The sequence below is a fragment of the Shewanella frigidimarina genome (assembly GCF_003797125.1).
Classification (GTDB): domain Bacteria; phylum Pseudomonadota; class Gammaproteobacteria; order Enterobacterales; family Shewanellaceae; genus Shewanella; species Shewanella frigidimarina.
The window spans coordinates 17,108-30,767 of the sequence record NZ_RKKE01000003.1; the positions used below are offsets into that span (position 1 = coordinate 17,108).

Below are 13,660 nucleotides of genomic sequence, written 5' to 3' on the forward strand. Positions count from 1 at the left end.
GCTTTAGTCCTTAATGAAGATCAAACCTATCTGCATTCATTACTTTAGTCCATGTTTTAACGAAATCGTTAACAAACTTCTCTTTTGCGTCGTCTTGCGCATAAATCTCTGCATACGAACGTAAAATAGAGTTTGAACCAAAGACTAAATCGACTCGGGTAGCAGTCCATTTCACTTTATCGGTGCTGCGATCCACGATGTGATAAAGGTTTTTACCTGCAGGTTTCCAGTTATACGACATATCAGTTAAGTTGACAAAAAAGTCATTTGATAACACACCAACATTGTCGGTAAATACGCCATGTTTGCTGTTGTCGTAGTTGGCACCTAGTACTCGCATACCACCCACCAATACCGTCATTTCATGCGCGGTTAGTCCCATTAATTGAGTACGGTCGAGCATCATTTCTTCTGGCTGAACAACATAGTCTTTCTTTTGCCAGTTTCTAAATGCATCGTGTAGTGGCTCTAATACGTCAAAAGATTCAACATCTGTTTGTGCTAGGGTTGAGTCACCGCGACCAGCGGCAAAAGGCACCTTAACGTGGACTCCAGCCGCATGAGCTGCTTTTTCTACTGCAGCAGTGCCACCGAGTACAATTAAGTCTGCAATACTGACAGATTTAGTTAAGCCTGCTTGAATAGTCGCTAACACGGCTAATACTTTTTGTAATCTTGCCGGCTCATTACCTTGCCAGTCTTTCTGTGGCGCTAAGCGAATACGGGCGCCGTTTGCTCCGCCACGAAAATCTGAGCCACGGAAAGTGCGGGCACTGTCCCAAGCGGTAGCAACAAGTTCAGCAATACTTAATCCACTGGCCAAGATTTTAGCCTTAATATCGGTAACTTCTTGTTCAGTTAAGCTGTAATCAACTTGTGGAATAGGGTCTTGCCAAATTAATTCTTCAGCAGGAACATCAGTTCCAAGATAACGACTTTTAGGGCCTAAATCACGATGGGTTAATTTAAACCAAGCGCGGGCAAACACCTTTGAGAAGTAAGCTGGATCTTGATAAAAGCGATCTGATATCTTTCGATATTCAGGGTCCATTTTCATTGCCATATCAGCGTCGGTCATGATAGGACTTAGGCGAATCGATGGGTCTTCAACGTCAACAGGCTTATGTTCTTCTTTGATGTTGATAGGCTGCCATTGCCATGCACCAGCAGGGCTCTTTTTAAGTTCCCACTCGTAGTTAAGCAATAACTCAAAGTAGCCATTGTCCCACTGAGTTGGGTTGGTTGTCCAAGCGCCTTCAATACCGCTTGTTACGGTGTCGCGGCCAATACCGCGGCTTGTTTTGTTTAACCAGCCTAAACCTTGGTCTTCAAGCTCTGCGCCTTCTGGAGCGGCTTCGAGGTTTTCAGCACTACCATTACCGTGACATTTACCGACAGTGTGTCCACCAGCAGTAAGGGCGACAGTTTCTTCGTCATCCATTGCCATGCGTTCAAAGGTGACACGAATGTCTTGTGCAGTTTTTAACGGATCCGGTTGACCATCTACACCTTCAGGATTGACATAAATTAACCCCATCATCACAGCAGCTAATGGATTTTCAAGGTCGCGTTGTCCAGAGTAACGGCTGTTATCTGAGTCACTTGCTGCCAGCCATTGTTTTTCTGAACCCCAGTAAATGTCTTTTTCCGGATGCCAAATGTCAGCACGGCCGCCAGCAAAACCAAAGGTTTTTAGACCCATGGATTCATAAGCGATGGTACCGGCGAGAATGATCAAATCAGCCCAAGACAATTTATTGCCATACTTCTTTTTAATTGGCCACAGTAATCTACGAGCTTTGTCTAAATTGGCGTTATCTGGCCAGCTGTTGAGGGGCGCAAAGCGTTGATTACCGGTTCCAGCACCGCCGCGTCCATCTGCCATACGATAAGTTCCAGCAGAGTGCCAAGCCATACGGATCATCAGACCACCATAATGGCCCCAGTCGGCTGGCCACCAATCTTTGCTATCAGTCATTAACGCGCGAAGATCTTGTTTTACCGCAGACAGGTCGAGGCTTTTAAAAGCTTCGCGATAATCGAAATTTGGATCCATTGGATTGGTTTTATTGTCATGCTGGTGAAGAATATCGAGATTAAGCGCATTAGGCCACCATTCCATTACGTCGCTTGCGACTGTGGTATTGCCACCGTGAGCTACTGGGCACTTGCCTTGGGTATGTTGTGCTTTGTCCATGATAGGTTCCCTTATCACTAAAAATAGCATAAATTTTATGCATCACTGGATTGAGTTAACAGGCTAACTGACTGTGACTATGAATGAAAGCGATTTTTATTGGTCCAGCTAATCGGTTTTATTGATGAGTAAGATTAGTCACTTTAGCATTAAGGTTCGTTCAATAATAGAACAATTGTTGATAGAGATTAGGCCAAAAGTTTAGTATTAGACATGATCCAAGTCATTAAAAGCTATTTTGATTGGCTACGGCGCTTACTGATTGTTGTTCTTGGATATAATTGGCAAAAGATGAAATGGGTATTGGTTTACTGTAGTAGTAACCTTGGGCAAGATCACAACCAAGTGATGCCAATAATGTTGTCGTTGCACTTCGTTCTACACCTTCTGCTACAACGTTACATTTCAAGTGCTTTGACAGAAATATTACCGATTTAACTATCGCCAAGTCAGCATCGCTATGATGAATACTGTTGATAAATGAGCCGTCAATTTTAATTTGGGTAACAGGAAGGTCTCGCAATAGTTCTAGTGAAGAAAACCCCGTGCCAAAATCATCAATACTGAATGTACCACCTGCGGCAGTAATCTGTGCCATGGCATCTTTAGCTTGCTCTACGTTAGTCATCATTGCGCTTTCGGTTATCTCAAACATTATCTTCTGCGATGAATGATTACCCTTAACAAGAGAAATACTTTTATTGACCAAATTGGGGTCTTGCAAATCTTTAGCTGATAAATTTAGGTGGATACAGAGAGATAGTCCTAAGGATTCAAAATGTTCAACATCCTTTGCAACTTGTTGCATAACCCAGTCGGTTATTTGGTTTATTAGAGTGGTTTGTTCCGCGATATGAATAAACACACTTGGCGGGGTGTAACTGCCATCTGGCCGAGGCCAGCGAATAAGCGCTTCAACACCATAAAGACGGTTGTTGCGTAAATTAATGATAGGTTGATACCAGAGTTCAAATTCTTGTTGTTCAATGGCACGTTTTAATGAAGCACTGATATTCATTTTTTCGGCAGCATTGTTTTCAAGAGTCAGGTCATAAATAGTGTATAAGGTGGCTAACTTCTTACTTGAGTACATTGCAATATCTGCTTGTTGTAATAGCAGACCTATTTCATTTGCAAGAATAGGAAAGTGGCTTAAGCCAATGCTTGCACCAACAAGTAAATCGTAGTTTTCAATACAAAATGCTGATTCAAGTGCTAAATGGATTGTGTTAATGGTGTGTTGAAGGGGTTCTAATTCTACTTGGGTGACAATGACGGCAAACTCGTCTCCGCCTAGTCTAAATAACTGTGCATCATCGGGTAAATGTTCAGAGATGTTTTTACCGACTTCGATAAGCAATAAATCACCATAGTAATGGCCTAATGCATCGTTGACTTGCTTAAATTTGTTCAAATCAATCAGCAGTAGACTAAATGGCAGCCCAGCATTGACATGCTGGCTTAATGAATCCATTAAGTATTTTCTGTTAGGTAGGCCTGTTAAGCTATCGTGTAAAGCATTACTACGTTCATTAATGACCAATTTTTCGACTTTTACTAAACTCAATAAACTCAGTCGAGTTACCAAAACGACAAATCCTCCTCCACAGAACATAATGATGCAAAAAATGATATCAGATACAGCTAAATTTGATTGTTTACTCAGATAATAAAAAACGCCTAAATAGCCCAACACGAAAAAGAAGATCAACCCTCTCAATACTCGCCAGCCAGTATTATTGTCCTTAATACAAATTTTATTTACTGCTCTTAAACTAAAGACCAGCATGCCGAGTCCTAAAATAAGCATAGATAAAGCCAATATCTGCAACAATCGCTATTTCCTGTGGTTAGTAAGGGTGAACATTAAAAACGGACGAGCAGTCATTAATGATGGTATTAATTTAAATGTTAACGTGTGTGGTTAAGTCCGTGTGGGTAGCCTAGAGTCATTAACGGTAGCGCATTTAAATTTGATTACAGTAAATTAACTTTTAGTGAATAAAATGCCAATAAAAAAATGGCTAACCTCATATAGGTTAGCCATTTAACAATAGTGTATTAACGAACTTTTTGCATAATGAAAGTAAAAAATGGAATCAATTGTTTACCCACTGATAAGTTATCATTTTTCACCTAATGCCTAATACTCAATCCCAGCGTAACTAACCAAGGCATGGCATCTTAGTTATCGTAAAAAGTTGCTCTATATTCATTAGCCGCGGTAACCAAATAATTTTTGTTCCATGATGGCTTTACTGACAGCTTCGGGGACGGCGCCAACCCATTCTCCTTGACCGCGGCAAATTTGCTGTAAAATCTCTCGAGAAAAAATATTAAACAAATCAAGATTGCTTGATTCAATACTGGTGATAAAGCCGTTATCGAGCACGTGGCGGAATAAATAACGCAAATTATTAGGCACGCTGACAGTGTTTAAGTCATTTAGCTCACCCTTTTCATCTCGTTCTGGGTAGACGAATAAACGCGTATTATCAGGAAATAACTTACCAAAAGCTTCGAGAATTCCGCCTTCCATCCCACGATAATATTCTTCATCAAAAATTTGTTTAATGTTAACAATACCCACCACAATGCCGATTTGCAATTGGGTGTACTGACGGAAATAAGCACGTAATGAGAAATAGCGGGTGTAATCAGAAATCATCACGTTATAGCCTAATAAATTAAGCAATTTAACCCGTTCCATAATGTCCTTTTCGGTCATATTGGCATCTTTACCGTGTAAGTCATTCAGTGATATTTCTGCGATTAATACGGTATTTTTATCAGTTACCCCTTCTAATGTCGAAAAGGCTTTGTAGCCTTGCTGGATCATATCAACATTAAGGTTGGTAACAGGTTTAAATGAACCTCGAATGGTTAACACGTTCTTTTTGTACAGCATATCGGCAGGTACCGCGACTGTGCCATCAGCTTTGAACATAATCGCGCGAGTTTTCCAGCTGCGAATAAGATGAATATTCTTTGCTTGATTGTCGACATCTTCAAAGTAGGGACCCTGAAAGTCAATACAGTCAATTTCAATCCGATTGGCTTTCATGTTATCGGTTAACGAATCGATAATCATTTTTGGATCTTCAAAATAATAGTAGCTGGCGTAAATAAGGTTTACACCTAAAATACCTAGCGCTTGCTGCTGAGCTTCAGCGGTATCGTCAAACATGCGCACATGGACAATAATATTAGAAGGCTCTGCACCAGGGTACATTTGAATCCGCACACCACACCACGCATGGCATTCATTTTTACGATTAAAACTTTTAGCCGATACGGTTGTTGCGTAACTGAAATAACGTGATGATTTTGAACGAACGCCGCCGACACGATCGACAACAAGGTCAAACTCCTGCTCCATCATTGCTAATACGCGGGCTTTACTGACATAGCGTCCATCTTCTTGCACGCCGTAAATCGCGTCAGAAAACTTCATATCGTAGGCTGACATGGTTTTAGCTATTGTTCCCGCAGCGGCGCCAGCCACAAAAAAGTTACGTGCGACTTCTTGTCCGGCACCAATTTCGACAATGGTGCCGTACTTTTTTTCGTCTAGATTTAAACGAAGGGCTTTTTCTTTGGTGCCACGCGAACTCACTTGCTTATCCATATTATCTCCACACGATAAAATATTCATATCTTAAGGTTACGGCTAACAATGTTATAGCAAGTTGAAATATGCGCTAGTGCTGAAAGGAAAATTGTGTCGATATAATGATGATTTTACGTTATTTGTTACTTTATTGATGTTTAAAGTATCATTTTTACTCAGGTCACCGATGCTGGTGGCCATAATCGTTATTTTTAGATTAAGCAGAAGATAGCAGCCACCGTTTTAGCAAAATATGGCTGCTATGGTGATGCTATCTCTAGTACAGGTTATCTTGGGACATCCATCATGGTTTGCAAAAACACCGCCGAAAAAGGCGCTTTTTGTTGTTTTTTAATCTGCGGACTTAACCCATTTTCGAATAAAACAAATAAATAATCATGACCATTACTGACATTAACTCGTCCCGCTAAGTTTGCAATGCCCAGCATACTGCCAGTTTTAGCAAACACGTGGTTTTTCAACGGAGATTTATTGAAATAGCGTTTATAGCGCAAAGTACCACTTACACCAGATTGTGGTAACAACTCGAGTAAGAAGCGGTATTCAGGTTGTTGGTATAGGGTAGTCAGTACACTTAATACATGTTCAGGCGTGAGTAAATTATAACGCGACAAACCAGAGCCATCAGCGATGTTTGCATTTGATAAATCGATGCCAATTGAATACAGAATGGTTTTCAATGCTTGGCCACTCCGGGCAAAGTCACTTGGTGCTTGATAATAAACCTCACCCAATTTTTTTAATAAACTGTCGGCAATTAAATTATCTGATTTGAGCAACATGGTTTCAAGTAACTGAGGCAAGGCTGCAGATTGGTGGCTGGCGATGACTTGTCTTTGAGCCATAAACTGCGCTTCTGTGTTTATTATACTTGCTGTAATGGGTTGCTGATGCACAATGCCTAAAGAAGCCAATTGTTTGGCTACGATCTGTTGCGCGTACAATTGTGGTTCGGTAATAGCTATTGCTAAAGGTAACGATTTAGCCCCGACATGACAGCCACTCAGATGATAGCGATTATTATCGAAACGACTTAACGTTAATTGACACTGTGGTACTGATTCCGTGAGGTATGCAGGAAGCACAACCGCATCAGTTAATGTCTGAACAGCGGGTTTAGCGACAGGTCGGTTGACAATTGGGGTGACAAAATAAGCATCATTGCTGATTTCAATGGGCCGATTTCCCATCATGGTGATGTTGGCCACTTTATTGTAGCCCGTTGTTGCTAATCGACCATAGACACAATTTTTATCAATGATGAAAGGCGATATTGGCGCCGCGTAGCAGATCCCTAAATCATCCCATACCCAACCAGGCGCCTGCAGTTGGCTATCTTGCTCGCTGGTTAATACAATATTCCCCGTAAGCTCAGTAATACCTAACTGACTTAAAGAGGCAAGTAACTGTCGCAAATCTTGGTATTTTAAGGTTGGATCGCCACTAAATTCTATGTAAATGTCGCCAGAATATATGCCATTTTCAATCAAACTTTTATCCAGCGGTTGCTGGGCTAACGTGGTTAAGCGAGTTTGGTAAGTAAAGTCTTTACCGAGTTGTTTAGTTGCAGCCAATGCGGTTAATAGTTTTTGAACACTTGCCGGCTGCATTAACGATTGATTGTTGTACTCAAATACTGTTTTTTGAGTCGTCATGTCCCACACTGTGATGCCTAGCTGTGAATGTGCTGGTTTTAGTAGCTGCAGCATATTATCAAGATACAATGCTGTAGGTTGCTGGTTAATATTATCGCTATTGATTGTTTGTTGCTGACTCAGTGCTACCTGGCTGGGGACTTCTGCTGCGAGCGATACATTGGGCAGGCTTGAGGTAATAAATGCTCCTAGCAGACATAAGGCTTGAGTGAACCGCAAAGATGGTTGTTCATGAAAGAAACGAGGCTGGGGGAGACAAAAAAGAATGGAATTCATAAAAGCCTATAACAAGAGTTCAGTAACGATAGGTTATGTTAGCTGATGATATCCTTGCCTGATACGCATTTGATGATTTTTGGTTATATTTCCTTATTTATGATTATGTAAATTGGTGTTTACTTCATTACCATTGGTGTTTTAGTTGGCTAGTTAGCAAGCAATCTTGCTTTATTGCGCAAATTAACAACAAAAAAGCGTACTAAAACCGCCGTTAAGTGAGAAAAATCTTGCTCATCACCTTGTTAGTCGGTAATTTCTATCAGCTTAACAGAACGCCAAGCTCGCTCACTCTGTCAGATTTAGATGCCTAAGAGCTGCAATAGTACAATTTTACAGCATGTTGTGGCGTGATATAAGTTGATTAGAGCGGATAGACTGACCAGGATAAACCATCTAACAATGATATTTATCATTGCAAAGGTTATCTCGTTAACACTATCGATATTGCGTTAAAAGAAACATCATCAATTGAGGTTGAAGTTACTTATTCCCTCAATTTATCAGTAAACATGGCATGTGTTACTTGCTAAACAGTTGAACAGCGTACTTACAATTACAATATATCGCTGTGATGTTTTTTAAATTTGATCCCATTACTGATTATCGTAATGGCCACCCATTTTAAGGAGGATGCCTTGCTGGATAAGCTAGGTGGTATTGCCCTAAATGCAGATGCTGTGTCTTGGTTGCTTAAGCCAAAAGATTTTAAGCAAGCCTTACTAACTAAAATTGCATCGGCAACATCTTCAATTTACATCGCAGCATTATATGTTGAAGATGATGAAGCTGGCCGTGAGGTATTACAGGCGTTATTAGACGCAAAAAACCAAAACCCACAATTAGATATCAAAGTGTTAGTTGATTATCATCGTGCACGCCGAGGCCTAATAGGTCAAAAGGGTGACAGTGGTAACTATATTTTATATCGTCAATTAATGGATCAAGCATCGCACCCGTTTGATATTGTCGGTGTACCGGTAAAGTCTCGCGAATTTATGGGTGTACTGCATCTTAAAGGTTTTATCATTGACGACACTGTTATTTACAGTGGTGCGAGTATTAATAACATTTATTTACACGAGCAAGAAAAATACCGTTTCGATAGATACCATGTTATCGATTGTCCTGAACTAGCACGCAGTATGCGTGACATGATAAAGCAGGATATTGTTAGCGATCCTGCCGTGAGTGTTTTAAGTCAAGCGGCAGACAATGAAGATAACCCTGAAAAGAACGATGTAAAAAGTTTTAAACATCGTCTATCACAGGCTCGTTATCAGTATACCTCTACAACAGTGGGTAATCGTGTTACGCCATTGATGGGTTTAGGTAGAAAAAACAACGAATTAAATGACACTATTGTTAAGTTGGTTGATTCGTCGACTAAAGAGTTGTTTATTTGTACGCCTTATTTCAACCCGCCGACAATTTTAACTCGTGCATTAGCAAGACATCTGCGTGATGGCAAAAAAATTGATATTGTTGTCGGTGATAAAACGGCGAATGACTTCTACATTCCGCCGGATCAAGATTTTTCAACGATTGGTGCGTTGCCGTACATGTACGAGCAATCACTGCGTAAATTTGCCAAAAATCAGCAATGGGCTATTGAGAACGGACAACTGAATATTCATCTATGGAAAGATGGTATTAACAGTTTTCATTTGAAAGGCATCAGCGCCGATAATAGAAAACATCTGATAACAGGTTCGAACCTAAACCCACGAGCGTGGGCATTGGATTTAGAAAATGGCTTATTATTGCATGATGAGTCAGGATGCTGGAAAGAGTCGTTTATCCAGGAGCAGCAATATATCTTGCTACACACTGAGCGATTATTCCATTACAGCCAAATTGATACTTTGCAGAAATACCCTAAACCGGTGAAAAAAATCATGAATCGAATTCGCCGTTTAAAAGCAGACTTTTTATTACGCCGTATTCTATAATTTCCTCCTAATGCATTTATCAGTTCATCACCAATATTGGTGATGAACTTTTTTCATCTCAGAGTTGCCAAATGTCAGAACTGCCGAGTAAACCCACTAAAGCGCCAATTCATGCAGTTCACCGTTTGCATGAATATCGAAAATCCTTGTCGACGAAGCCTTTTGGAGCGCGAGGGAAGAAGCTTGTTAGATGCAATTTGTGCCTCTTGGGTGAATTATTTTGCACCTGCAAACATCGTCAATACTTAAACACCAATACCAGTTTTATGTTGATTATGTATAACGATGAAGTGTTGAAACCAACCAATAGTGGTAGGTTGATTGCCGACTTAATTCCTGACACTCATGCGTTTTTATGGACTCGAACCGAGACAGACACTGCAATGTTGGCCTTATTATCTAATCCAACATATCAACCCTTTTTAGTGTTCCCACAACAATATGTTGAAAACGATCAAGTCGTCGTTGAGCAAATAACGGCCACTTCATTAACCACTGAGCAGGGCATAACTAAAATACCTTTGTTGGTGATGCTTGATGGTAGTTGGCGTGAAGCCATTAAAATGTACCGTAAAAGCCCGTATTTACAGCAAATGCCAGTGCTTTCATTTGCACCAGAAACTTTAGCAACTTACGCTCTTCGTAAAGGCAGTCATGATTTTCAACTGGGCACGGCAGAAGTCGCGGCAATGGCATTAACCGCAGCTCAAGAGCCTCAAAATGGTTTAGCATTATCGACTTGGTTTGACTTATTCGTAGAATCTTCATTGCTTGGGCGTAACCGTCGAGCAAAAGAAACCTTAACGCCTATTGCTGAGTTTATTAATGCTTTTAAACAAGCATTAAAAGCCAGTCATGAGTGCGCTGAAAAATAGCTTAGTCGGCGCCAAACGGTTGCATATTTTGCTAAATTACGCGATGCTAACTGAACCCCAGTGGTGTTAGTTATTGCAATGAGGTTACAAGATTTACTTAGGTAACATTCTAATCAACAGGATTTTATTAAGGACCGTTTCGTACACATTATGGAAGAGTTGATAAACAGTGCTAGAGAGATAAATACTAAAAAATTAGTTGTTTTGTGTCGTCTTGAACCCGGTTGTTTAGGGCCCGATGGTGCTGAGCATATCAACACCTTTTGCCAAATAGCCGAGCGAGCATTAGTAAACTTAAATGCTGATGTGTGTCATTGGTTTCTTGCGCCTCGCTTAGACAAAAGCTTAGTAGAAATTCAATACAGTCTTGCAGGTAAAGTGTTGTCTCGTGACAAAGCGGTTAAGTTTATTGGTTCTTTCGATCAAGATCTTGATGACATAGAAGAGCGTTTTGAAGATAAGTTGACCCAATTGATTAATCAATATATTGCCCGTAAACGGCAAACGTAGGTCATGTGTTTTACATTCCTTTCATAGCACTTTAGACCGTATGTTAACTATTCCCATAGTGCTAAAGCTTACCGTTTTATCAATTATCGTATAATCCTATGTTGTTTGGGGTTAACAACAGGATTTTATATGACTTCCTCACCATATAGCGACGCAGCAACTTCTGAAGCCGCTTCAAAGTTTTTCGATCAACAGACGCTATATCAATTGTTACAGCAACAATTTGGTTTTACTGAGTTCAGAGAAGGCCAACAAGCGGTTATTGAAACCATTTTGGCAGGTCATTCTGCATTAGCGATATTTCCTACCGGTTCAGGTAAGTCCTTGTGTTATCAGTTTTGTGCCCAACAGTTACCCAATCTAACCTTAGTTATTTCGCCGTTGTTGGCTTTAATGAAAGATCAGCTGGCATTTTTAGCGAGTAAAGGCATCGCCGCGGCCAGTATTGATTCAAGTTTAACTTATGATCAAACACAACAAGTGATGCGTGATGTACGAGATCAACGTACGCGAATTTTGATGGTATCAGTTGAACGTTTTAAAAATGAACGTTTTAGGCAATTTCTTAAATCAGTACCGATTTCGTTGCTGGTGGTTGATGAAGCGCATTGTATTTCAGAATGGGGGCACAATTTCAGGCCTGATTATTTAAAAATTCCACAATATTGCCAAGAATTTTCAATCCCTCAAAGTTTGTTATTAACCGCAACGGCAACTGAACAAGTAAAATTGGATATGGCCAAGCGTTTTGGTTTATTAGCGGAGCAGGTAATACAAACCGGTTTTTATCGCCCGAATTTAGATTTGTCGGTTGTCGCGGTTAATCAGCAACAAAAGCTCACTCAACTCGCGCTTACCGTAAAACACTATACTGGTGCTGGCATAGTGTATGTAACTCTACAACAAACCGCTGAGGACGTTGCTGCACACTTAATCCGTCAGGGGATAAATGCTGCAGCGTACCATGCAGGTATGGAGCAGACGGTTAGACAACATATTCAACAACAATTTATGCAGAATCACATTCAAGTGATTGTGGCGACGATTGCTTTTGGTATGGGCATTGATAAATCAGATATTCGATTTGTTATCCATTTTGATTTACCAAAGTCGATTGAAAATTACAGCCAAGAAATCGGTCGAGCAGGGCGTGATGGTTTGCTAGCTCATTGTGTGACGTTAGCAAATTTAGATGGATTAAATACTGTTGAAAATTTTGTTTACGGCGATACGCCAGAAGCAGATAATATAGGTCAATTATTAAGCATTATTGCATCTGAAACCGAAAATGGTCGCTGGGAGGTACAAGAAACGCCATTATCTACAGCATGTAACATTCGTTCATTGCCTTTGAAAACGTTATTTGTGCAGTTAGAACTATTAGGCGTGATCCGTCCAAGCTATGCTTATTTTGCTGAATTTAAATATCGGTTTGTGGAAGACCAGCAAGCCATCCTGAGTCGATTTAACGATCAGCGCCAGCAATTCTTGAGTCAGGTATTTGCCCATACACAGTTTAAAAAGGTGTGGGGGCAACTGGATTTTGACAGTTTATATCAACAACATGGTTGTGAACGACAACGAGTTGTTGCGGCATTAGACTATTTAGCTGAACAGAATTTGATAATTCTTGAGACAAAAAAAATCACTCAAGTGTATGATGTACAACAGCAGGCATTAGCGACACCGCAGCAATTACAACAATTGACCCAGCAACTCAGTCAATATTTTAGTGAGAATGAACATAAAGAGATTGTGCGGATTGGTAAGCTAGTCGATTTTTTTGAACTTGATCGTTGTTTAAGTGCAAATTTAGCTCACTATTTTGATGACCACTCGGTGCCACAAGAATGTGGCCACTGCAGCGTTTGTCGTGGGCAAATTGCCGTCTTATCCAAACAGGCTGTGGCTCCGTTACCAGACTCGGCCACAGTGACAACATTGCTCGAACCGTTAATGTTAGTGGCTCGAGCAAAATCGTTACCCACTCCAACCATTGCTACGCAGGCCAAATTTCTTGCTGGTATGATAATGCCAATGTTTAGTCGTTTGAAAGTTAAACAATTAGATGGCTTTGGACGTTTTAGTGCTTATCGATATCAAGATATTCTGGATACTGTTAAGAAGGTAAATTCATGAAACCGGTTCCTAAAATACTGTTAGAGCGACACGGTGAGTTAATACAAAGTGAAGGCGTGACGGTGGTGTCCCATATTCAACGGCAAGTTGGAGAGTGGGTGGTTCAAACGTTAATGATTAAAGATTGCGATGTGCCATTTAAATACAAGCGACCTCAACGTTTCAAGAGTTTGTTAGACCATAAAGTCAATTTGATTTACTACCCGGCAAAAGAAGTCGTGGGCGGATTTGAAATTGAAATAATGCAAGTGGTCAGGGTTCGCCGTTACTAAATCGAGTTGATTAAGCTCAGCACACGAGTGTCTCGGTGTGCTGAGTGTTAATAGTGGATCATTTTAACGTTTCCCAATGTTATCCAATTATTGATGAGCCATTTTCATATCACCTTTTCCAACCAAGGCAATACCGCCGCTTAGCCATTGCAC

The 13,660-nt window shown here is 40.5% G+C and carries 9 protein-coding genes; 5 read left to right on the forward strand and 4 right to left on the reverse strand.

What is annotated here, in order from left to right:
• Positions 1 to 10 precede the first annotated feature (10 nt).
• The 4 genes from katG to dacB form a co-directional block, all read right to left on the reverse strand.
• Positions 11 to 2,197 (reverse strand): catalase/peroxidase HPI, encoded by a 2,187-nt coding sequence (katG, locus tag EGC86_RS09630; RefSeq protein WP_123777387.1) that lies wholly within the window; start codon positions 2,195 to 2,197, stop codon positions 11 to 13.
• 226 nt (positions 2,198 to 2,423) lie between these two features.
• Entirely contained in the window at positions 2,424 to 3,785 is a 1,362-nt protein-coding gene (locus EGC86_RS09635; RefSeq protein ID WP_245423130.1) for a putative bifunctional diguanylate cyclase/phosphodiesterase, read from the reverse strand.
• Between the two features lie 627 nt (positions 3,786 to 4,412).
• Positions 4,413 to 5,825: a hypothetical protein gene (locus tag EGC86_RS09640; protein WP_011637380.1), complete on the reverse strand. Its 1,413-nt coding sequence runs from the start codon at positions 5,823 to 5,825 to the stop codon at positions 4,413 to 4,415.
• A 269-nt stretch (positions 5,826 to 6,094) separates the two neighbouring features.
• Positions 6,095 to 7,759 (reverse strand): D-alanyl-D-alanine carboxypeptidase/D-alanyl-D-alanine endopeptidase, encoded by a 1,665-nt coding sequence (dacB, locus tag EGC86_RS09645; RefSeq protein ID WP_123777388.1) that lies wholly within the window; start codon positions 7,757 to 7,759, stop codon positions 6,095 to 6,097.
• Positions 7,760 to 8,370: 611 nt separating this feature from the next.
• Here dacB and pssA point away from each other — a divergent pair.
• The 5 genes from pssA (at position 8,371) to EGC86_RS09670 (ending at position 13,507) form a co-directional block, all read left to right on the forward strand.
• A complete protein-coding gene (gene pssA / locus EGC86_RS09650; RefSeq protein ID WP_011637382.1) occupies positions 8,371 to 9,711 on the forward strand; it encodes a CDP-diacylglycerol--serine O-phosphatidyltransferase in 1,341 nt (446 codons plus the stop codon).
• A gap of 71 nt (positions 9,712 to 9,782) precedes the next feature.
• Positions 9,783 to 10,586 (forward strand): tRNA-uridine aminocarboxypropyltransferase, encoded by an 804-nt coding sequence (locus EGC86_RS09655; RefSeq protein WP_123777389.1) that lies wholly within the window; start codon positions 9,783 to 9,785, stop codon positions 10,584 to 10,586.
• A gap of 150 nt (positions 10,587 to 10,736) precedes the next feature.
• On the forward strand, positions 10,737 to 11,096 hold the full coding sequence (locus tag EGC86_RS09660; RefSeq protein ID WP_011637384.1) for a hypothetical protein: 360 nt from the start codon (positions 10,737 to 10,739) through the stop codon (positions 11,094 to 11,096).
• Between the two features lie 129 nt (positions 11,097 to 11,225).
• Positions 11,226 to 13,235: a RecQ family ATP-dependent DNA helicase gene (locus EGC86_RS09665; protein WP_123777390.1), complete on the forward strand. Its 2,010-nt coding sequence runs from the start codon at positions 11,226 to 11,228 to the stop codon at positions 13,233 to 13,235.
• Positions 13,232 to 13,507, forward strand: a complete 276-nt coding sequence (locus EGC86_RS09670) for a hypothetical protein (protein ID WP_011637386.1) — start codon at positions 13,232 to 13,234, stop codon at positions 13,505 to 13,507. The genes EGC86_RS09665 and EGC86_RS09670 overlap by 4 nt, the downstream gene beginning before the upstream one ends.
• Positions 13,508 to 13,660: the final 153 nt, after the last annotated feature.

Coding starts and splice junctions, on each gene's coding strand:
- katG (WP_123777387.1), bottom strand. CDS start 2,197: ATGGACAAAGCACAACATACCCAAGGCAAGTGCCCAGTAGCTCACGGT.
- EGC86_RS09640 (WP_011637380.1), bottom strand. CDS start 5,825: ATGGATAAGCAAGTGAGTTCGCGTGGCACCAAAGAAAAAGCCCTTCGT.
- dacB (WP_123777388.1), bottom strand. CDS start 7,759: ATGAATTCCATTCTTTTTTGTCTCCCCCAGCCTCGTTTCTTTCATGAA.
- pssA (WP_011637382.1), top strand. CDS start 8,371: ATGGCCACCCATTTTAAGGAGGATGCCTTGCTGGATAAGCTAGGTGGT.
- EGC86_RS09655 (WP_123777389.1), top strand. CDS start 9,783: ATGTCAGAACTGCCGAGTAAACCCACTAAAGCGCCAATTCATGCAGTT.
- EGC86_RS09660 (WP_011637384.1), top strand. CDS start 10,737: ATGGAAGAGTTGATAAACAGTGCTAGAGAGATAAATACTAAAAAATTA.
- EGC86_RS09665 (WP_123777390.1), top strand. CDS start 11,226: ATGACTTCCTCACCATATAGCGACGCAGCAACTTCTGAAGCCGCTTCA.
- EGC86_RS09670 (WP_011637386.1), top strand. CDS start 13,232: ATGAAACCGGTTCCTAAAATACTGTTAGAGCGACACGGTGAGTTAATA.